Origin of the sequence: Escherichia sp. UTM R2, from assembly GCF_048593455.1 — a bacterium.
In the GTDB taxonomy this organism is placed as follows: Bacteria; Pseudomonadota; Gammaproteobacteria; order Enterobacterales; family Enterobacteriaceae; genus Escherichia; species Escherichia coli.
Map to the genome: position 1 here is coordinate 4595867 of NZ_JBFWDY010000002.1, position 21257 is coordinate 4617123.

Genomic DNA, 21257 nt, shown 5'->3' on the forward strand with positions numbered 1-21257 from the left:
TTTCTTTATATTACACGTTCATCTGTCGATGACGTATTTATGTCACCATCAGGTCATACAACCTGATTAAAACTACTGCTTAACAACCAGTTTTAGATCAACCGGATACTTAGCCTGAACTTTCTCGCCTTTCAGCACTTTATCTGCGGTTTCAACGCCTTTCGCGCCAATCTGATCGGGTAGCTGAGCGATAGTCGCTGCTAGTTTGCCATCATTAACCGCTTTTTCGCCATCCGGTGTACCGTCAAATCCGACGACCATCACATCCGATTTACCGGCAGTTTGCAGTGCGCGCAGCGCGCCCAGCGCCATTTCATCATTCTGCGCAAATACAGCCTGAACATCCGGATGAGCGGTCAACAGGTTCTGCATTACGTTCAAACCTTTGGTGCGATCAAAATCTGCTGGCTGGCTGGCAAGAACATTAAACTTGTGAGCAGCAACGGCCTGCTGGAAGCCTTCGCCACGTTCACGGGCTGCGGATGTACCAGCAATGCCTTGCAGCTCGATAACTTTGGCACCTTCACCCGCTTTCTTCGCGATGTAATCACCGGCGATTTTGCCACCCAGTACGTTATCAGAAGCAATGTGGCTCACCACTTCACCTTTCGTTGCCTGGCGGTCAAGAGTGATAACCGGGATGTTCGCCTGGTTAGCCATCTTCACAGCATTACCTACTGCGTCGGAGTCGGTCGGGTTAATCAGCAGAATTTTGGTGCCGCGAACGGTTAAGTCCTGCACGTTCGCCAGCTCTTTCGCCGGGTTGTTCTGGGAGTCCAGCACCACCAGGTTATAGCCAAGCTTATCCGCCTCTTTCTGCGCGCCATCTTTCAGCGATACAAAGAACGGGTTGTTAAGCGTGGAGACCACCAGCGCGATGGTGTCTTTTGCCATCGCATTCGCACTGACGGTGGCGCTTAGCGCAACAGCGGAAACCAGGGTAGCCAGTTTTTTCATGTTCATATTCAAGATGTCCTGTAGTCGTTATTACTGCTTTTTGTTGTCTACCAGCACCGCCAGCAAAATCACCACCGCTTTGACGATCATCTGGTAATAGGAGGAAACACCTAACAAATTCAATCCATTATTAAGGAAGCCAAGAATTAATGCGCCGATCAACGTCCCAACAATGCGACCTTTTCCGCCCGCCAGACTCGTACCGCCCAGAACCACCGCAGCAATAGCATCCAGCTCATAGCCAGTCCCAGCCGTGGGTTGTGCGGAGGAGAGACGCGCCACTTCAATGATCCCGGCCAGCGATGCCAGCAGACCACAAAGAGAATAGACGATGATTTTGATTTTATTGACGTTGATACCAGAAAGACGCGTTGCCGCTTCGTTGCCGCCCAGCGCGTAGATGTAACGCCCCAGACGCGTGTGATGCAGCATGTACCAGGCCGCGAGGAAGACAATCCCCATGATCCAGACTGGCGTCGGTACGCCCAGCGGACGACCAATACCAAACCAGCCAAACAGATCGGCGTTCTCAGTAAAGCCGGTATTCACTGGGCTACCGTTGGTATAAACCATGGTCACGCCGCGCAGTAAAAGCATCATAACCAGCGTAGCGATAAACGCCTGAACGCGACCTTTCGCTACAATCACCCCAGTTACCGCACCAATTGCGGCACCTAACGCGAGAGCAGCAGCGACAGCCACCAGCGCATTGACTTCAATGCCGACGATAGATGCAGCAACTGCGCCGGTTAGCGCCAACAGAGAACCTACCGACAAGTCGATGCCCGACGTCAGGATCACCAGCGTCATCCCGACCGCCATAATGGCGTTCACCGAAGTTTGCTGGAGAATATTGAATAAGTTATTGATGGTGAAAAAGTTCGGACTTAACGTCGAGACAATCGCGATCAGCACCAGCAGAGCGATAAGCGATTTCTGCTCCATCAGCCACGCTTTCGTGAAATAACGGCGACCAGAGACAGTCTGGGTTGTCATTTTTTTACTCCTGATTCACGCGATTAAGCTTGCCCACAGCGGCAGCCATTAACACTTCCTGGGTGGCCTGCTCACGAGTAAATTCCCCGCTGAGATGCCCTTCATGCATGACGATGATGCGATCGCTCATGCCTAATACTTCTGGCATCTCCGATGACACCAGAATGATGCTCAAGCCATCGGCTTTGAACTGGTTAATCAGTTGATAGATCTCTTTTTTCGCGCCGACATCTACGCCACGGGTAGGTTCATCAAGGATCAACACTTTGGGGCGTGTCATCAGACCGCGGGCAATCGCCACTTTTTGCTGATTGCCACCGGAAAGCAGACCAATTGCCTGTTCCATCGACGGCGTTTTCACATTGAACAGGCGAATAAAATCACTCACAGCCTGCTGTTCATCGGCATGCTTCAAACTGCCGCCAGCGCGGCTGAAGTAGCGCAGCGCGGTCAGCGACATGTTCTCTTTTACTGACATGCCCAACACTAAACCGTCACGTTTACGGTCTTCGGAGATATACACAATGCCGTTTGCCAGGCCATCCTGCGGTGAACGGGTAACGACTTCATGCCCATCCAGGGTGACGTAACCGCTGGTGCGCGGTAGTGCGCCGTAGAGCACTTTCATCAGTTCGGTACGACCTGCGCCCATCAAACCAGAGACGCCAAGAATTTCGCCTTTGCGTAAAGTAAAAGAGACATCGTTAACGCCAGGTCCGCAGAGATTATCGACTTTCAGGCGGATATCTCCTGGCGCTTTGTCCAGGTGTGGATATTGATCTTCCAGCTTGCGACCCACCATCATCTCAATCAGCGAATCTTCGGTCAGTGATGCCACTTCGCGCTCAGCAATAAATTGCCCATCACGAAAAACGGTAACGTCATCGCAAATCTCGAAGATTTCTTTCATGCGGTGGGAGATATAGACAATACCGCGGCCTTGCGATTTCAGCTCGCGGATGACGCGGAACAGGGATTCGGTTTCGGTATCGGTCAGCGCATCGGTCGGTTCATCCATAATGATGACTTTCGACTCAAAGCTCAGCACTTTGGCGATTTCAACCATTTGCTGGTCACCGATGGAAAGATCGCCCACCAGCTTGTCGCTTTTAAAGCGCAGGTTAAGTTTAGCCAGCAATTTATCCGCTTCGGCATACATGGTTTTCCAGTCAATTTTGCCAAAGCGATTAACAAACTCACGACCGAGGAAAATGTTTTCGGCAATGGTCAACTGCGGGATCAGGTTCAGTTCCTGATGGATAATCCCAACCCCGGCTTCCTGGGAAGATTTTGGCCCGGTAAATGTCGTTTCTTTCCCCAGCCATAAAAGCGTACCGGCATCGCGAGTATAGATGCCAGTAAGCACTTTCATCATGGTGGATTTACCCGCGCCGTTTTCGCCCACCAGCGCCATCACGCGGCCCGGATAGACATTTAACGCTGCGCCCGAGAGGGCTTTTACGCCCGGGAAGGCTTTATCGATGCCTTTAAGCTGAAGTAATGCTTCCATGACGGCCTCAGAACGTCACGCCAGCACAGAGAATGATATTCGCATACGGAGAACATTCTCCGCTGCGAATTACCGCCTGACTTTCTGCGGTTTGTTGTTTGAATTGTTCATGCGTGGTGTAACGAATTTCAATGGTATTTCCCTGGTGTTTTTGCAGCTGCTCAAGGTGAGTGAGCAACGTTTCGTGGAGTTGCGGATTATGGTGTTTGATCTCTTCCGCGATAATGGCCGCCTCGACCTGCATTTCATTTGTGACGACGCCCAGCACCTGCATAAAAGAAGGTACACCCTGGGTTAATGCCATATCGATACGCGTTGTACTTTTGGGGATGGGTAAACCAGCATCACACACCACCAGCGTATCGGTATGTCCCAGACGGGAGATCACCGATGAAATATCAGAATTAAGAACGGTGCCTTTTTTCATTTTTTTCTCCATCAGCGAAACGTTTCGCTGACCCACAGTTTAATCCTGACTGAGTTGGGAAAACCATCGTGACGTTACGGAAATGTGATCAACCTCGAAACGTTTTACATGGTGATTAACCATGAAAACAAAAACGCCCCCTTATGAAGAAAGGAGGCGTCTGGCGTTAGATTTCGACCTGAGTACCCAGTTCGATAACCCTGTTTGGCGGGATTTCAAATTGATCTGGTGCACGCAGCGCATTACGTTGCAGCAGCAAGTACAGCTTGCCGCGCAGACGCAAATACCACGGGCGTTTGCCGAGGATCAACGACTCATGCGACATAAAGAAGGAGGTTTCCATCATCCGGCAACTTAATCCTTCCAGACCGCAGCGGTGGAAAACTTCTTCTACGTTTGGCGTTTCTCGCCAACCATAACTTGCCACCACGCGCCAGAAAGTGGGCGACAGTTGTTCAATCTGTACCCGACGGACGTTATGGACATATGGAGCGTCTTCGGTGCGCAGAGTTAACAGAATCACCCGCTCATGCAATACCTTGTTATGTTTAAGGTTATGCATCAGCGCAAAGGGAATGACGTTGATTGCACGCGACATATACACCGCGGTCCCGGGCACGCGAACAGGCGGTGATTTCTCCAGCGAAGCAATCATCGCTTCCAGAGAGTTACCATGTTCATGCATCCGCCGTAGCAAGCGGAAACGCTCGCTCTTCCAGGTGGTCATCACGATAAACATCACAGTACCGAGGCTCAATGGCAACCAGCCGCCGGAGAGCAGTTTATCGAGGTTAGCGGTGAACAATGGAATATCGACACAAAGGAAAGCAATCAGGATCAGCGCAACAAAATACTTATTCCAGTGCCAGTTCTGACGTGCCACGGTAGTCGAGAGAATAGACGTCAGCACCATGGTTCCGGTCACCGCAATCCCGTACGCCGCCGCCAGGTTGCTGGAGTGCTCAAAGCTGACAATCACAATCACGACCGCGACATAGAGCATCCAGTTCACAAACGGAATATAGATTTGCCCTGACTCCATTTCGGAGGTGTGAATAATGCGCATCGGCGACAAATATCCCAGACGTACCGCCTGACGCGTCAATGAAAAGACGCCAGAGATAACCGCCTGCGAGGCGATTACCGTCGCCAGTGCGGCGATGATCAGCAGCGGGATCAGCGCCCAGTCCGGTGCCAAAAGGAAGAACGGGTTCTTAATCGCTTCCGGGTTCTTTAACAACAGCGCTCCCTGGCCGAAGTAATTAAGAGTTAAGGAAGGTAATACGACAGTGAACCACGCCAGACGAATAGGGAACTTACCAAAGTGTCCCATATCAGCATACAGCGCCTCGACCCCCGTAATCGACAGCACCACTGCCCCTAATGCAATAAAAGAAACCGTTTTGTATTCAAGGAAGAAATGCACCGCCCACATCGGATTCAGCGCATGCAGCACTTCCGGGTTAGCAATAATGCTACGTAACCCCAGTCCTGCCAGAATCAAAAACCAGGTCAGCATGATCGGCGCAAACAGCTTACCGACCATAGCCGTGCCATGTTTTTGAATCATAAATAATAAAGTGAGAACGATAATTGAGAGGGGAACTATCCAGGTATCCAGCTGCGGGGCGACGATTTCCAGACCTTCAATGGCTGACATCACCGAAATAGCGGGTGTTATGACGACTTCACCATAGAAAAAGCTGCCGCCGATTAGCCCCATAATCACCAGCATTGATGTGGTTCGCGCCGACGTATTACGCCCGGCAAGCGACATCAACGTCAGGATCCCCCCCTCACCGGCGTTATCTGCCCGCATCACGAAGGTGAGATATTTAATGGAAACCACAAAGATTAGCAGCCAGAAGATCAGCGATAAAAAGCCAAACACGGCATCGCGTTCAACGCCAAAACCAAACTGGCCGGACAAACATTCACGAAGTGTATATAACGGGCTGGTACCAATATCGCCGTAGACAACTCCAATCGCCGCGAGGGTAATCGCGGGCAATGATTGCTTATTATCAGTGCTCATAGACTAGTCTTTCGTTGAAATATGAAATGTGTGCTTAGTCCCTTGGCCCACAAAAAAGCGCACAGTATGCACGATTAACGGCAAAATCGTACTCCTAAATGCGGCCACATTAACCTGGCTCAAAGAAAAATACCCCCCCTTTGAGACTATTTTAGCCACCAGCAAGAAACGTCTATACTCGCAATTTACGCAGAACTTTTGACGAAAGGACGCCACTTCATTATGGCTCACCCTCATTTATTAGCGGAAAGAATTTCCCGCCTGAGCAGTTCGTTGGAAAAGGGGCTTTATGAACGTAGCCACGCCATCCGCTTGTGTTTATTAGCGGCATTAAGTGGTGAAAGTGTGTTCCTCCTTGGCCCGCCAGGTATTGCCAAAAGTTTGATCGCCCGGCGCTTAAAATTCGCCTTTCAGAATGCCCGCGCGTTTGAATATCTGATGACCCGCTTCTCCACGCCGGAAGAAGTTTTTGGTCCCCTTTCTATTCAGGCGCTAAAAGATGAAGGGCGCTATGAACGTTTAACCAGCGGTTACCTGCCGGAAGCAGAAATTGTCTTTCTGGATGAGATCTGGAAAGCGGGCCCGGCAATTCTTAATACCTTGCTCACCGCCATTAACGAGCGCCAGTTCCGCAACGGTGCACACGTAGAAAAAATCCCGATGCGTCTGCTGGTGGCGGCCTCCAACGAGCTGCCGGAAGCAGACAGCAGTCTGGAAGCGTTATATGACCGCATGCTGATTCGTCTGTGGTTAGATAAAGTGCAGGATAAAGCGAATTTCCGCTCCATGCTGACCAGTCAACAGGATGAAAACGACAATCCGGTTCCTGATGCCTTGCAGGTCACAGATGAAGAATATGAACGCTGGCAGAAAGAGATTGGTGAAATTACGCTGCCCGATCATGTATTTGAGCTGATTTTTATGCTGCGCCAGCAACTGGATAAATTACCGGATGCGCCTTATGTCTCGGATCGTCGCTGGAAAAAAGCGATCCGATTATTGCAGGCCAGCGCCTTTTTTAGCGGTCGCAGTGCTGTTGCCCCGGTAGATCTCATTTTGCTGAAAGATTGCCTGTGGTATGACGCGCAAAGCCTGAATTTGATACAACAACAAATTGATGTATTGATGACCGGTCACGCCTGGCAACAGCAAGGGATGTTGACTCGCCTTGGCGCGATTGTGCAACGTCACCTGCAACTCCAGCAGCAACAAAGCGATAAAACAGCCTTAACGGTAATTCGTCTGGGCGGCATTTTCAGCCGTCGTCAGCAGTATCAACTTCCTGTTAACGTTACTGCTTCCACTCTGACTCTACTGCTGCAAAAACCGTTAAAACTGCATGATATGGAAGTGGTTCATATCTCCTTTGAGCGTAGCGCGCTGGAACAGTGGCTGAGCAAAGGTGGTGAAATTCGCGGTAAACTGAACGGTATCGGCTTTGCCCAGAAACTGAATCTGGAAGTTGATAGCGCCCAACATCTTGTCGTTCGCGATGTAAGTTTACAAGGCAGTACGCTGGCACTTCCCGGTTCATCGGCTGAAGGTCTGCCTGGTGAAATAAAACAACAACTGGAAGAGCTTGAAAGCGACTGGCGCAAGCAACACGCTTTATTCAGCGAACAGCAAAAATGTCTGTTTATCCCTGGCGACTGGTTAGGTCGCATTGAAGCCAGCCTACAGGATGTCGGTGCACAGATTCGCCAGGCACAACAATGCTAACGCTGGATACGCTTAATGTGATGCTGGCCGTCAGCGAAGAGGGATTGATCGAAGAGATGATCATCGCACTGCTGGCCTCACCGCAGCTGGCGGTCTTCTTTGAAAAATTCCCACGCCTGAAGGCGGCAATCACTGATGATGTTCCCCGCTGGCGTGAAGCGCTGCGCAGTCGGCTGAAAGATGCCCGAGTCCCGCCGGAACTCACCGAAGAGGTGATGTGCTATCAGCAAAGCCAGCTCCTCTCCACGCCACAGTTTATTGTGCAGCTACCACAGATCCTGGACTTACTGCATCGTCTGAATTCTCCATGGGCAGAACAAGCCCGACAGTTGGTTGATGCTAACAGCACGATCACTTCAGCGTTACACACGCTTTTTCTCCAGCGTTGGCGTTTAAGTCTGATCGTGCAAGCAACGACGTTAAATCAACAGCTATTAGAAGAAGAACGCGAACAACTGTTGAGTGAAGTTCAGGAACGCATGACGCTGAGCGGACAACTTGAACCGATTCTCGCAGATAACAATACTGCAGCTGGTCGTCTGTGGGATATGAGCGCCGGTCAGCTTAAACGTGGCGACTATCAGTTGATTGTGAAATACGGTGAATTTCTTAACGAACAGCCGGAACTGAAACGCCTGGCAGAGCAGCTGGGGCGTTCTCGGGAAGCCAAATCAATACCGCGCAACGATGCGCAGATGGAAACCTTCCGCACCATGGTGCGCGAACCGGCGACGGTTCCTGAGCAGGTTGATGGTCTGCAACAAAGCGATGATATTTTACGTCTCCTGCCGCCAGAACTGGCGACACTAGGGATAACGGAACTGGAGTATGAGTTTTACCGTCGGCTGGTGGAAAAACAGTTGCTCACCTATCGCCTGCACGGTGAGTCGTGGCGTGAAAAAGTGATCGAACGTCCGGTGGTACATAAAGATTACGATGAACAGCCGCGCGGGCCGTTTATTGTCTGTGTGGATACTTCCGGCTCAATGGGCGGCTTTAATGAACAGTGTGCGAAAGCGTTCTGCCTGGCCTTGATGCGCATTGCTCTCGCAGAAAACCGGCGCTGCTATATTATGCTATTTTCCACCGAGATCGTCCGTTATGAGCTTTCAGGCCCACAAGGCATCGAACAAGCAATCCGTTTTTTAAGCCAGCAGTTTCGTGGCGGCACCGATCTTGCCAGTTGTTTTCGCGCCATTATGGAACGCTTGCAAAGCAGGGAATGGTTTGATGCCGATGCGGTGGTGATTTCTGATTTTATCGCTCAGCGGTTGCCTGACGACGTGACGAGTAAAGTGAAAGAGCTGCAGCGGGTACATCAGCATCGCTTTCATGCCGTGGCGATGTCGGCACACGGCAAACCCGGCATCATGCGCATTTTCGATCATATCTGGCGCTTTGATACCGGGATGCGAAGCCGCCTGCTCAGACGCTGGCGGCGATAAATTATTACAGCAGAGAAGGGACGCTCTCGCGAACAGCAGCTGGCCATACTCCACACTGAACCTGGCCGATATGCGGCAGTTGCAGCAGCAGCATAGTCAAACGAGACTGGCCGATACCGCCGCCGATGGTCTGCGGCATTTCACCGCGCAGCAGCGCCTGATGCCACTCCAGCTCCAGGCGATCTTCGTCACCGGTCAGCGCCAGTTGATGCTTCAGCGTGTCGGCATCTACACGGATCCCCATGGAGGAAAGCTCAAACGCATCTTCCAGTACCGGGTTCCACACCAGAATATCGCCGTTCAGACCCGCATGGCCCAGCTCTGACGGGGTGCTCCAGTCATCATAATCCGGTGCGCGCACGTCGTGGCGATGACCATCGCTCAGCTTGCCGCCAATCCCGACAAGGAATACCGCGCCAAGATCTTTCGCTATCGCCCGCTCACGCCCTTTGGCATCGAGATCCGGATAACGAGACAGTAACTCCTGGCTGTGTACGAAGTGGATCTGATCCGGCAGGAACGGTGCCAGGCCAAACTCTTCGCTAACCGCAGCTTCGGTTGCTTTAATTCCCGCCCAGATCGCCTCTACCGTGCTTTTCAGAGTCGAGAATTGACGCTCACCGTCGCCCATTACGCGTTCCCAGTCCCACTGGTCAACATAGACCGAGTGCAACGGAGAAAGACGGTCTTCATCGGGGCGAAGGGCTTTCATGTGCGTGTACAGCCCTTCGCCCGCGCTGAAGTCGTGTTGCCCTAAGGTCTGACGTTTCCACTTCGCCAGTGAATGAACCACTTCGAACTGGGCATCAGGCAGAGCTTTCACTTTTACCTGCACCGCTTTTTCACAGCCCGACAAGTTATCCTGCGTGCCATCCCCCACACGGCTAAGAATCGGCGCCTGGACTTCGATCAGCCCCAGACGTTCTTCCAGTTGGCGAGAAAAGTGAGATTTCACGAAGCTAATTTGGCGTTGTTTGGCAATGTAAGCGGTTTTCATTTTTTATACTCCTGCGTCCTGTTGCTTATGATTAAGCAACAAAAACCGACACACATGCAATAATCATTCAATAAAAAGCCTAACACACTTTTGATTCATTAAAAAAGAAGGCTAAAATAGAATGAATCATCAATCTGCATAAGAAAATCCTATGGAAAATTATCTGATCGACAATCTGGACCGTGGCATCCTGGAAGCATTAATGGGCAATGCGCGCACCGCTTACGCCGAACTGGCGAAACAATTTGGCGTCAGTCCGGGGACGATTCACGTTCGAGTAGAGAAAATGAAGCAGGCGGGGATCATTACCGGGGCGCGTATTGATGTCAGCCCGAAGCAGCTCGGTTATGACGTAGGCTGCTTTATCGGCATTATATTAAAGAGCGCCAAAGACTACCCTTCCGCGCTGGCAAAGCTGGAAAGCCTTGATGAAGTCACTGAAGCCTATTACACAACCGGCCACTACAGCATCTTTATAAAAGTGATGTGCCGTTCGATCGACGCTCTCCAGCATGTACTTATCAACAAGATCCAAACAATTGATGAAATTCAGTCCACCGAGACATTGATCGTCCTGCAAAACCCGATCATGCGTACCATCAAGCCATAATCGGCTTTTTTAATCCCATACTTTTCCACAGGTAGATCCCAACGCGTTCACAGCGTACAATACGCCACTCTTAATAAAGGTGGCGGTTTATGGCAGATATCACTCTTATCAGCGGCAGCACCCTCGGCGGTGCCGAATATGTAGCAGAACACCTGGCTGAAAAGCTGGAAGAGGCGGGTTTTACCACCGAAACGCTGCACGGTCCGCTGTTGGAAGATTTATCTGCCTCGGGGATCTGGCTGATTATCAGCTCCACCCACGGTGCCGGAGATATTCCGGACAACCTTTCTCCTTTCTATGAAGCATTGCAGGAACAGAAGCCCGATCTTTCTGCGGTCCGCTTTGGCGCAATCGGTATTGGTAGTCGTGAATATGACACCTTTTGTGGGGCTATCGATAAACTCGAGGCAGAACTCAAAAATTCCGGTGCAAAACAGACAGGCGAAACACTGAAGATCAACATTCTTGATCACGACATTCCGGAAGATCCGGCAGAAGAATGGCTGGGATCGTGGATTAATTTACTCAAATAAGTATACAGATCGTGCGATCTACTGTGGATAACTCTGTCAGGAAGCTTGGATCAACCGGTAGTTATCCAAAGAACAACCGTTGTTCAGTTTTTGAGTTGTGTATAACCCCTCATTCTGATCCCAGCTTATACGGTCCAGGATCACCGATCATTCACAGTTAATGATCCTTTCCAGGTTGTTGATCTTAAAAGCAGGATCCTTGTTATCCACAGGGCAGTGCGATCCTAATAAGAGATCACAATAGAACAGATCTCTAAATAAATAGATCTTCTTTTTAATACCCAGGATCCCAGGTCTTTCTCAAGCCGACAAAGTTGAGTAGAATCCACGGCCCGGGCTTCAATCCATTTTCATACCGCGTTATGCGAGGCAATCACCATGTTTTATCCGGATCCTTTTGACGTCATCATCATTGGCGGGGGTCATGCAGGCACCGAGGCCGCGATGGCCGCGGCGCGTATGGGTCAACAGACTCTGCTTTTGACACACAATATCGACACTCTGGGGCAGATGAGCTGCAACCCGGCGATCGGCGGTATTGGGAAGGGACATCTGGTAAAAGAAGTGGATGCACTCGGCGGTCTGATGGCGAAAGCGATCGATCAAGCGGGTATCCAGTTTAGGATACTAAACGCAAGCAAAGGACCGGCGGTTCGCGCTACCCGAGCTCAGGCGGATCGCGTGCTCTACCGTCAGGCGGTACGTACGGCGCTGGAGAACCAACCGAACCTGATGATCTTCCAGCAGGCGGTTGAAGATCTTATTGTCGAAAACGATCGCGTGGTCGGTGCTGTTACCCAAATGGGACTGAAGTTCCGTGCCAAAGCCGTCGTGCTCACCGTTGGGACATTCCTCGACGGTAAAATTCATATCGGTCTGGATAATTACAGCGGTGGCCGTGCTGGTGATCCGCCGTCCATTCCGCTTTCTCGCCGTTTGCGTGAACTGCCGCTGCGCGTTGGTCGTCTGAAAACCGGGACACCACCGCGTATTGATGCTCGAACTATCGACTTTAGTGTGCTGGCGCAACAGCATGGCGATAACCCAATGCCGGTATTCTCGTTTATGGGCAATGCGTCCCAGCATCCCCAGCAGGTGCCGTGTTATATCACTCATACCAACGAGAAAACCCATGATGTGATCCGCAGTAACCTCGATCGTAGCCCAATGTATGCAGGGGTGATCGAAGGTGTCGGCCCACGCTACTGCCCGTCGATCGAAGACAAAGTCATGCGCTTCGCCGACAGAAATCAGCATCAGATCTTCCTTGAACCGGAAGGACTGACCTCTAACGAAATTTATCCGAACGGTATCTCCACCAGCCTGCCGTTCGATGTGCAGATGCAAATCGTCCGCTCTATGCAGGGGATGGAAAACGCGAAGATCGTGCGTCCGGGTTATGCCATTGAGTATGACTTCTTCGATCCTCGCGACCTGAAACCGACGCTGGAGAGCAAGTTTATCCAGGGGCTGTTCTTTGCTGGTCAGATTAACGGCACTACCGGTTACGAAGAAGCCGCTGCGCAAGGTTTACTGGCCGGTCTTAACGCTGCCCGTCTGTCTGCTGACAAAGAAGGTTGGGCTCCGGCGCGTTCTCAGGCGTATCTCGGCGTACTGGTTGATGACCTGTGCACTTTAGGAACCAAAGAACCGTATCGTATGTTTACCTCGCGCGCAGAATATCGTCTGATGCTGCGCGAAGATAATGCGGATCTGCGTTTGACTGAAATCGGTCGTGAACTGGGCCTGGTGGATGACGAACGTTGGGCGCGCTTTAACGAGAAACTTGAGAATATCGAGCGTGAGCGTCAGCGTCTGAAATCGACCTGGGTAACCCCGTCGGCGGAAGCTGCAGCCGAAGTGAATGCTCACCTGACTGCGCCGCTTTCCCGTGAAGCCAGTGGTGAAGATCTGCTGCGTCGTCCGGAAATGACTTATGAAAAATTAACCACGCTGACGCCGTTTGCCCCTGCGTTGACAGACGAACAGGCGGCGGAACAGGTTGAGATTCAGGTTAAATACGAAGGTTATATCGCGCGCCAGCAAGATGAGATCGAAAAGCAGCTGCGTAACGAGAACACCCTGCTACCCGCGACACTGGATTACCGCCAGGTATCCGGTCTTTCTAACGAAGTGATCGCCAAACTTAACGATCACAAACCGGCCTCTATCGGCCAGGCTTCACGTATTTCTGGCGTCACGCCTGCGGCCATCTCCATTCTGCTGGTGTGGCTGAAAAAACAGGGTATGCTGCGTCGTAGCGCATAACACATTAAAAATGCCTGGTAAGCACCCGCTTACCAGGCAACGCATCAAGAACAGGTAATCACCGTGCTCAACAAACTCTCCTTACTGCTGAAAGACGCAGGTATTTCGCTTACCGATCACCAGAAAAACCAGCTTATTGCCTACGTGAATATGCTGCATAAATGGAACAAAGCGTACAACCTGACTTCGGTCCGCGATCCTAATGAGATGCTGGTACGCCATATTCTCGATAGCATTGTGGTGGCACCGTATCTGCAAGGTGAACGGTTTATCGATGTCGGCACCGGACCAGGACTGCCAGGCATTCCACTCTCTATCGTGCGTCCTGAAGCCCATTTCACTCTGTTGGATAGTCTTGGTAAACGCGTGCGTTTCCTTCGTCAGGTGCAACATGAGCTTAAACTGGAGAATATTGAACCAGTACAGAGCAGGGTAGAAGAGTTTCCTTCAGAGCCGCCATTTGATGGCGTAATTAGCCGCGCTTTTGCCTCTCTGAACGATATGGTGAGCTGGTGCCACCATCTTCCTGGTGAGCAAGGCCGTTTCTACGCGCTGAAAGGGCAAATGCCGGAAGATGAAATCGCTTTGTTGCCCGAAGAATATCAGGTCGAATCAGTGGTTAAACTTCAGGTTCCAGCCCTGGATGGCGAACGTCATCTGGTGGTGATTAAAGCAAATAAAATTTAATTTTTATCAAAAAAATCATAAAAAATTGACCAGTTAGACTGTTAACAACAACCAGGTTTTCTACTGATATAACTGGTTACATTTAACGCCACGTTCACTCTTTTGCATCAACAAGATAACGTGGCTTTTTTTGGTAAGCAGAAAATAAGTCATTAGTGAAAATATCAGTCTGCTAAAAATCGGCGCTAAGAACCATCATTGGCTGTTAAAACATTATTAAAAATGTCAATGGGTGGTTTTTGTTGTGTAAATGTCATTTATTAAAACAGTATCTGTTTTTAGACTGAAATATCATAAACTTGCAAAGGCATCATTTGCCAAGTAAATAAATATGCTGTGCGCGAACATGCGCAATATGTGATCTGAAGCACGCTTTATCACCAGTGTTTACGCGTTATTTACAGTTTTTCATGATCGAACAGGGTTAGCAGAAAAGTCGCAATTGTATGCACTGGAAAAATATTTAAACATTTATTCACCTTTTGGCTACTTATTGTTTGAAATCACGGGGGCGCACCGTATAATTTGACCGCTTTTTGATGCTTGACTCTAAGCCTTAAAGAAAGTTTTATACGACACGCGGCATACCTCGAAGGGAGCAGGAGTGAAAAACGTGATGTCTGTGTCGCTCGTGAGTCGAAACGTTGCTCGGAAGCTTCTGCTCGTTCAGTTACTGGTGGTGATAGCAAGTGGATTGCTGTTCAGCCTCAAAGACCCCTTCTGGGGCGTCTCTGCAATAAGCGGGGGCCTGGCAGTCTTTCTGCCTAACGTTTTGTTTATGATATTTGCCTGGCGTCACCAGGCGCATACACCAGCGAAAGGCCGGGTGGCCTGGACATTCGCATTTGGCGAAGCTTTCAAAGTTCTGGCGATGTTGGTGTTACTGGTGGTGGCGTTGGCGGTTTTAAAGGCGGTATTCTTGCCGCTGATCGTTACGTGGGTTTTGGTGCTGGTGGTTCAGATACTGGCACCGGCTGTAATTAACAACAAAGGGTAAAAGGCATCATGGCTTCAGAAAATATGACGCCGCAGGATTACATAGGACACCACCTGAATAACCTTCAGCTGGACCTGCGTACATTCTCGCTGGTGGATCCACAAAACCCCCCAGCCACCTTCTGGACAATCAATATTGACTCCATGTTCTTCTCGGTGGTGCTGGGTCTGTTGTTCCTGGTTTTATTCCGTAGCGTAGCCAAAAAGGCGACCAGCGGTGTGCCAGGTAAGTTTCAGACCGCGATTGAGCTGGTGATCGGCTTTGTTAATGGTAGCGTGAAAGACATGTACCATGGCAAAAGCAAGCTGATTGCTCCGCTGGCCCTGACGATCTTCGTCTGGGTATTCCTGATGAACCTGATGGATTTACTGCCTATCGACCTGCTGCCGTACATTGCTGAACATGTACTGGGTCTGCCTGCACTGCGTGTGGTTCCGTCTGCGGACGTGAACGTAACGCTGTCTATGGCACTGGGCGTATTTATCCTGATTCTGTTCTACAGCATCAAAATGAAAGGCATCGGCGGCTTCACGAAAGAGTTGACGCTGCAGCCGTTCAATCACTGGGCGTTCATTCCTGTCAACTTAATCCTTGAAGGGGTAAGCCTGCTGTCCAAACCAGTTTCACTCGGTTTGCGACTGTTCGGTAACATGTATGCCGGTGAGCTGATTTTCATTCTGATTGCTGGTCTGTTGCCGTGGTGGTCACAGTGGATCCTGAATGTGCCGTGGGCCATTTTCCACATCCTGATCATTACGCTGCAAGCCTTCATCTTCATGGTTCTGACGATCGTCTATCTGTCGATGGCGTCTGAAGAACATTAATTTACCAACACTACTACGTTTTAACTGAAACAAACTGGAGACTGTCATGGAAAACCTGAATATGGATCTGCTGTACATGGCTGCCGCTGTGATGATGGGTCTGGCGGCAATCGGTGCTGCGATCGGTATCGGCATCCTCGGGGGTAAATTCCTGGAAGGCGCAGCGCGTCAACCTGATCTGATTCCTCTGCTGCGTACTCAGTTCTTTATCGTTATGGGTCTGGTGGATGCTATCCCGATGATCGCTGTAGGTCTGGGTCTGTACGTGATGTTCGCTGTCGCGTAGTAAGCGTTGCTTTTATTTAAAGAGCAATATCAGAACGTTAACTAAATAGAGGCATTGTGCTGTGAATCTTAACGCAACAATCCTCGGCCAGGCCATCGCGTTTGTCCTGTTCGTTCTGTTCTGCATGAAGTACGTATGGCCGCCATTAATGGCAGCCATCGAAAAACGTCAAAAAGAAATTGCTGACGGCCTTGCTTCCGCAGAACGAGCACATAAGGACCTTGACCTTGCAAAGGCCAGCGCGACCGACCAGCTGAAAAAAGCGAAAGCGGAAGCCCAGGTAATCATCGAGCAGGCGAACAAACGCCGCTCGCAGATTCTGGACGAAGCGAAAGCTGAGGCAGAACAGGAACGTACTAAAATCGTGGCCCAGGCGCAGGCGGAAATTGAAGCCGAGCGTAAACGTGCCCGTGAAGAGCTGCGTAAGCAAGTTGCTATCCTGGCTGTTGCTGGCGCCGAGAAGATCATCGAACGTTCCGTGGATGAAGCTGCTAACAGCGACATCGTGGATAAACTTGTCGCTGAACTGTAAGGAGGGAGGGGCTGATGTCTGAATTTATTACGGTAGCTCGCCCCTACGCCAAAGCAGCTTTTGACTTTGCCGTCGAACACCAAAGTGTAGAACGCTGGCAGGACATGCTGGCGTTTGCCGCCGAGGTAACCAAAAACGAACAAATGGCAGAGCTTCTCTCTGGCGCGCTTGCGCCAGAAACGCTCGCCGAGTCGTTTATCGCAGTTTGTGGTGAGCAACTGGACGAAAACGGTCAGAACCTGATTCGGGTTATGGCTGAAAATGGTCGTCTTAACGCGCTCCCGGATGTTCTGGAGCAGTTTATTCACCTGCGTGCCGTGAGTGAGGCTACCGCTGAGGTAGACGTCATTTCCGCTGCCGCACTGAGTGAACAACAGCTCGCGAAAATTTCTGCTGCGATGGAAAAACGTCTGTCACGCAAAGTTAAGCTGAATTGCAAAATCGATAAGTCTGTAATGGCAGGCGTTATCATCCGAGCGGGTGATATGGTCATTGATGGCAGCGTACGCGGTCGTCTTGAGCGCCTTGCAGACGTCTTGCAGTCTTAAGGGGACTGGAGCATGCAACTGAATTCCACCGAAATCAGCGAACTGATCAAGCAGCGCATTGCTCAGTTCAATGTTGTGAGTGAAGCTCACAACGAAGGTACTATTGTTTCTGTAAGTGACGGTGTTATCCGCATTCACGGCCTGGCCGATTGTATGCAGGGTGAAATGATCTCCCTGCCGGGTAACCGTTACGCTATCGCACTGAACCTCGAGCGCGACTCTGTAGGTGCGGTTGTTATGGGTCCGTACGCTGACCTTGCCGAAGGCATGAAAGTTAAGTGTACTGGCCGTATCCTGGAAGTTCCGGTTGGCCGTGGCCTGCTGGGCCGTGTGGTTAACACTCTGGGTGCACCAATCGACGGTAAAGGTCCGCTGGATCACGACGGCTTCTCTGCTGTAGAAGCAATCGCTCCGGGCGTTATCGAACGTCAGTCCGTAGATCAGCCGGTACAGACCGGTTATAAAGCCGTTGACTCCATGATCCCAATCGGTCGTGGTCAGCGTGAATTGATCATCGGTGACCGTCAGACAGGTAAAACCGCACTGGCTATCGATGCCATCATCAACCAGCGCGATTCCGGTATCAAATGTATCTATGTCGCTATCGGCCAGAAAGCGTCCACCATTTCTAACGTGGTACGTAAACTGGAAGAGCACGGCGCACTGGCTAACACCATCGTTGTGGTAGCAACCGCGTCTGAATCCGCTGCACTGCAATACCTGGCACCGTATGCCGGTTGCGCAATGGGCGAATACTTCCGTGACCGCGGTGAAGATGCGCTGATCATTTACGATGACCTGTCTAAACAGGCTGTTGCTTACCGTCAGATCTCCCTGCTGCTCCGTCGTCCGCCAGGACGTGAAGCATTCCCGGGCGACGTTTTCTACCTCCACTCTCGTCTGCTGGAGCGTGCTGCACGTGTTAACGCCGAATACGTTGAAGCCTTCACCAAAGGTGAAGTGAAAGGGAAAACCGGTTCTCTGACCGCACTGCCGATTATCGAAACTCAGGCGGGTGACGTTTCTGCGTTCGTTCCGACCAACGTAATCTCCATTACCGATGGTCAGATCTTCCTGGAAACCAACCTGTTCAACGCCGGTATTCGTCCTGCGGTTAACCCGGGTATTTCCGTATCCCGTGTTGGTGGTGCAGCACAGACCAAGATCATGAAAAAACTGTCCGGTGGTATCCGTACCGCTCTGGCACAGTATCGTGAACTGGCAGCGTTCTCTCAGTTTGCATCCGACCTTGACGATGCAACACGTAAGCAGCTTGACCACGGTCAGAAAGTGACCGAACTGCTGAAACAGAAACAGTATGCGCCGATGTCCGTTGCGCAGCAGTCTCTGGTTCTGTTCGCAGCAGAACGTGGTTACCTGGCGGATGTTGAACTGTCGAAAATTGGCAGCTTCGAAGCCGCTCTGCTGGCTTACGTCGACCGTGATCACGCTCCGTTGATGCAAGAGATCAACCAGACCGGTGGCTACAACGACGAAATCGAAGGCAAGCTGAAAGGCATCCTCGATTCCTTCAAAGCAACCCAATCCTGGTAACGTCTGGCGGCTTGCCTTAGGGCAGGCCGCAAGGCATTGAGGAGAAGCTCATGGCCGGCGCAAAAGAGATACGTAGTAAGATCGCAAGCGTCCAGAACACGCAAAAGATCACTAAAGCGATGGAGATGGTCGCCGCTTCCAAAATGCGTAAATCGCAGGATCGCATGGCGGCCAGCCGTCCTTATGCAGAAACCATGCGCAAAGTGATTGGTCACCTTGCACACGGTAATCTGGAATATAAGCACCCTTACCTGGAAGACCGCGACGTTAAACGCGTGGGCTACCTGGTGGTGTCGACCGACCGTGGTTTGTGCGGTGGTTTGAACATTAACCTGTTCAAAAAACTGCTGGCGGAAATGAAGACCTGGACCGACAAAGGCGTTCAATGCGACCTCGCAATGATCGGCTCGAAAGGCGTGTCGTTCTTCAACTCCGTGGGCGGCAATGTTGTTGCCCAGGTCACCGGCATGGGGGATAACCCTTCCCTGTCCGAACTGATCGGTCCGGTAAAAGTGATGTTGCAGGCCTACGACGAAGGCCGTCTGGACAAGCTTTACATTGTCAGCAACAAATTTATTAACACCATGTCTCAGGTTCCGACCATCAGCCAGCTGCTGCCGTTACCGGCATCAGATGATGATGATCTGAAACATAAATCCTGGGATTACCTGTACGAACCCGATCCGAAGGCGTTGCTGGATACCCTGCTGCGTCGTTATGTCGAATCTCAGGTTTATCAGGGCGTGGTTGAAAACCTGGCCAGCGAGCAGGCCGCCCGTATGGTGGCGATGAAAGCCGCGACCGACAATGGCGGCAGCCTGATTAAAGAGCTGCAGTTGGTATACAACAAAGCTCGTCAGGCCAGCATTACTCAGGAACTCACCGAGATCGTCTCGGGGGCCGCCGCGGTTTAAACAGGTTATTTCGTAGAGGATTTAAGATGGCTACTGGAAAGATTGTCCAGGTAATCGGCGCCGTAGTTGACGTCGAATTCCCTCAGGATGCCGTACCGCGCGTGTACGATGCTCTTGAGGTGCAAAATGGTAATGAGCGTCTGGTGCTGGAAGTTCAGCAGCAGCTCGGCGGCGGTATCGTACGTACCATCGCAATGGGTTCCTCCGACGGTCTGCGTCGCGGTCTGGATGTAAAAGACCTCGAACACCCGATTGAAGTCCCGGTAGGTAAAGCGACTCTGGGCCGTATCATGAACGTACTGGGTGAACCGGTCGACATGAAAGGCGAGATCGGTGAAGAAGAGCGTTGGGCGATTCACCGCGCAGCACCTTCCTACGAAGAGCTGTCAAACTCTCAGGAACTGCTGGAAACCGGTATCAAAGTTATCGACCTGATGTGTCCGTTCGCTAAGGGCGGTAAAGTTGGTCTGTTCGGTGGTGCGGGTGTAGGTAAAACCGTAAACATGATGGAGCTCATTCGTAACATCGCGATCGAGCACTCCGGTTACTCTGTGTTTGCGGGCGTAGGTGAACGTACTCGTGAGGGTAACGACTTCTACCACGAAATGACCGACTCCAACGTTATCGACAAAGTATCCCTGGTGTATGGCCAGATGAACGAGCCGCCGGGAAACCGTCTGCGCGTTGCTCTGACCGGTCTGACCATGGCTGAGAAATTCCGTGACGAAGGTCGTGACGTTCTGCTGTTCGTTGACAACATCTATCGTTACACCCTGGCCGGTACGGAAGTATCCGCACTACTGGGCCGTATGCCTTCAGCGGTAGGTTATCAGCCGACCCTGGCGGAAGAGATGGGCGTTCTGCAGGAACGTATCACCTCCACCAAAACTGGTTCTATCACCTCCGTACAGGCAGTATACGTACCTGCGGATGACTTGACTGACCCGTCTCCGGCAACCACCTTTGCGCACCTTGACGCAACCGTGGTACTGAGCCGTCAGATCGCGTCTCTGGGTATCTACCCGGCCGTTGACCCGCTGGACTCCACCAGCCGTCAGCTGGACCCGCTGGTGGTTGGTCAGGAACACTACGACACCGCGCGTGGCGTTCAGTCCATCCTGCAACGTTATCAGGAACTGAAAGACATCATCGCCATCCTGGGTATGGATGAACTGTCTGAAGAAGACAAACTGGTGGTAGCGCGTGCTCGTAAGATCCAGCGCTTCCTGTCCCAGCCGTTCTTCGTGGCAGAAGTATTCACCGGTTCTCCGGGTAAATACGTCTCCCTGAAAGACACCATCCGTGGCTTTAAAGGCATCATGGAAGGCGAATACGATCACCTGCCGGAGCAGGCGTTCTACATGGTCGGTTCCATCGAAGAAGCTGTGGAAAAAGCCAAAAAACTTTAACGCCTTAAT

20 protein-coding genes are annotated in these 21257 nt (G+C 51.2%); 14 read left to right on the top strand and 6 right to left on the bottom strand.

The window, feature by feature from the left end; all coding sequences use genetic code 11:
• Nucleotides 1-72 precede the first annotated feature (72 nt).
• The 5 genes from rbsB to kup all read right to left on the bottom strand — a co-directional run bounded on the left by rbsB (nt 73) and on the right by kup (nt 5925).
• Nucleotides 73-963: a ribose ABC transporter substrate-binding protein RbsB gene (rbsB, locus tag AB4H76_RS22960; RefSeq protein WP_001056273.1), complete on the bottom strand. Its 891-nt coding sequence runs from the start codon at nt 961-963 to the stop codon at nt 73-75.
• A gap of 24 nt (nt 964-987) precedes the next feature.
• Nucleotides 988-1953 carry a ribose ABC transporter permease gene (gene rbsC / locus AB4H76_RS22965; RefSeq protein ID WP_000211858.1) on the bottom strand — a complete coding sequence of 322 codons (966 nt, stop codon included), beginning with the start codon at nt 1951-1953 and terminating at the stop codon, nt 988-990.
• Nucleotides 1954-1957: 4 nt separating this feature from the next.
• On the bottom strand, nt 1958-3463 hold the full coding sequence (rbsA, locus tag AB4H76_RS22970) for a ribose ABC transporter ATP-binding protein RbsA (protein WP_085452746.1): 1506 nt from the start codon (nt 3461-3463) through the stop codon (nt 1958-1960).
• Between the two features lie 7 nt (nt 3464-3470).
• Nucleotides 3471-3890 carry a D-ribose pyranase gene (rbsD, locus tag AB4H76_RS22975; protein WP_001301979.1) on the bottom strand — a complete coding sequence of 140 codons (420 nt, stop codon included), beginning with the start codon at nt 3888-3890 and terminating at the stop codon, nt 3471-3473.
• Between the two features lie 166 nt (nt 3891-4056).
• Complete coding sequence (gene kup, locus AB4H76_RS22980; protein ID WP_000102319.1) at nt 4057-5925, bottom strand: low affinity potassium transporter Kup; 1869 nt, start codon at nt 5923-5925, stop codon at nt 4057-4059.
• Nucleotides 5926-6147: 222 nt separating this feature from the next.
• Between kup and ravA the strand changes: the two genes are divergently transcribed.
• Together ravA and viaA are read left to right on the top strand one after the other, a co-directional pair.
• On the top strand, nt 6148-7644 hold the full coding sequence (gene ravA, locus AB4H76_RS22985; protein ID WP_001299914.1) for an ATPase RavA: 1497 nt from the start codon (nt 6148-6150) through the stop codon (nt 7642-7644).
• Nucleotides 7638-9089 carry an ATPase RavA stimulator ViaA gene (gene viaA / locus AB4H76_RS22990; RefSeq protein WP_000956642.1) on the top strand — a complete coding sequence of 484 codons (1452 nt, stop codon included), beginning with the start codon at nt 7638-7640 and terminating at the stop codon, nt 9087-9089. The genes ravA and viaA overlap by 7 nt, the downstream gene beginning before the upstream one ends.
• Before the next feature lie 4 nt (nt 9090-9093).
• Here the strand turns inward: viaA and asnA are convergent, their stop codons facing one another.
• Nucleotides 9094-10086, bottom strand: a complete 993-nt coding sequence (gene asnA / locus AB4H76_RS22995) for an aspartate--ammonia ligase (protein WP_000845104.1) — start codon at nt 10084-10086, stop codon at nt 9094-9096.
• Between the two features lie 151 nt (nt 10087-10237).
• Between asnA and asnC the strand changes: the two genes are divergently transcribed.
• The 12 genes from asnC (at nt 10238) to atpD (ending at nt 21248) form a co-directional block, all read left to right on the top strand.
• Entirely contained in the window at nt 10238-10696 is a 459-nt protein-coding gene (asnC, locus tag AB4H76_RS23000; protein ID WP_000432970.1) for a transcriptional regulator AsnC, read from the top strand.
• A gap of 89 nt (nt 10697-10785) precedes the next feature.
• Entirely contained in the window at nt 10786-11229 is a 444-nt protein-coding gene (mioC, locus tag AB4H76_RS23005; protein ID WP_000763731.1) for an FMN-binding protein MioC, read from the top strand.
• A gap of 378 nt (nt 11230-11607) precedes the next feature.
• Nucleotides 11608-13497, top strand: coding sequence for a tRNA uridine-5-carboxymethylaminomethyl(34) synthesis enzyme MnmG (gene mnmG / locus AB4H76_RS23010; RefSeq protein ID WP_000499788.1), 1890 nt, complete (start codon nt 11608-11610; stop codon nt 13495-13497).
• Nucleotides 13498-13560: 63 nt separating this feature from the next.
• Entirely contained in the window at nt 13561-14184 is a 624-nt protein-coding gene (rsmG, locus tag AB4H76_RS23015; protein WP_000932839.1) for a 16S rRNA (guanine(527)-N(7))-methyltransferase RsmG, read from the top strand.
• Nucleotides 14185-14800: 616 nt separating this feature from the next.
• A complete protein-coding gene (gene atpI / locus AB4H76_RS23020; RefSeq protein WP_000116695.1) occupies nt 14801-15181 on the top strand; it encodes a F0F1 ATP synthase subunit I in 381 nt (126 codons plus the stop codon).
• Nucleotides 15182-15189: 8 nt separating this feature from the next.
• Entirely contained in the window at nt 15190-16005 is an 816-nt protein-coding gene (gene atpB, locus AB4H76_RS23025; protein WP_000135625.1) for a F0F1 ATP synthase subunit A, read from the top strand.
• A gap of 46 nt (nt 16006-16051) precedes the next feature.
• Nucleotides 16052-16291 carry a F0F1 ATP synthase subunit C gene (gene atpE, locus AB4H76_RS23030; RefSeq protein ID WP_000429386.1) on the top strand — a complete coding sequence of 80 codons (240 nt, stop codon included), beginning with the start codon at nt 16052-16054 and terminating at the stop codon, nt 16289-16291.
• Between the two features lie 61 nt (nt 16292-16352).
• The gene (gene atpF, locus AB4H76_RS23035) at nt 16353-16823 is read left to right on the top strand and encodes a F0F1 ATP synthase subunit B (protein ID WP_001052219.1); all 471 of its coding nucleotides are present in this window, start codon (nt 16353-16355) and stop codon (nt 16821-16823) included.
• 14 nt (nt 16824-16837) lie between these two features.
• Nucleotides 16838-17371 carry a F0F1 ATP synthase subunit delta gene (gene atpH, locus AB4H76_RS23040; RefSeq protein ID WP_001288587.1) on the top strand — a complete coding sequence of 178 codons (534 nt, stop codon included), beginning with the start codon at nt 16838-16840 and terminating at the stop codon, nt 17369-17371.
• Nucleotides 17372-17383: 12 nt separating this feature from the next.
• Nucleotides 17384-18925: a F0F1 ATP synthase subunit alpha gene (atpA, locus tag AB4H76_RS23045; RefSeq protein WP_001176745.1), complete on the top strand. Its 1542-nt coding sequence runs from the start codon at nt 17384-17386 to the stop codon at nt 18923-18925.
• A gap of 50 nt (nt 18926-18975) precedes the next feature.
• Complete coding sequence (gene atpG, locus AB4H76_RS23050) at nt 18976-19839, top strand: F0F1 ATP synthase subunit gamma (protein WP_000896498.1); 864 nt, start codon at nt 18976-18978, stop codon at nt 19837-19839.
• 26 nt (nt 19840-19865) lie between these two features.
• Nucleotides 19866-21248: a F0F1 ATP synthase subunit beta gene (gene atpD, locus AB4H76_RS23055; protein WP_000190506.1), complete on the top strand. Its 1383-nt coding sequence runs from the start codon at nt 19866-19868 to the stop codon at nt 21246-21248.
• Nucleotides 21249-21257: the final 9 nt, after the last annotated feature.